The organism is Massilia sp. YIM B02763 (assembly GCF_030412015.1).
Taxonomy (GTDB): Bacteria; Pseudomonadota; Gammaproteobacteria; order Burkholderiales; family Burkholderiaceae_D; genus Telluria.
Genome location: NZ_JASNRD010000069.1, coordinates 1 through 224, shown reverse-complemented (window position 1 = coordinate 224; position 224 = coordinate 1). Strand labels below are relative to the sequence as shown.

1 rRNA gene is annotated in these 224 nt (G+C 47.8%); it reads left to right on the top strand.

The features are described 5' to 3' along the window. A 16S ribosomal RNA gene (locus QPK32_RS26495) occupies positions 1-216 on the top strand; the annotation flags it as partial. Positions 217-224: the final 8 nt, after the last annotated feature.

Genomic DNA, 224 nt, shown 5'->3' with positions numbered 1-224 from the left:
TTTTTTATCCGAGGCCGAAAGGTCGAGGTAATCCGTTGAACCCGACTCGTGCTAGGGATAGGGAATTGTAATTGTTTCCCTTGAACGAGGAATTCCCAGTAAGCGCAAGTCATCAGCTTGCGTTGATTACGTCCCTGCCCTTTGTACACACCGCAAGCTGATGACTTGCGCTTACTGGGAATTCCTCGTTCAAGGGAAACAATTACAATTCCCTATCCCTAGCA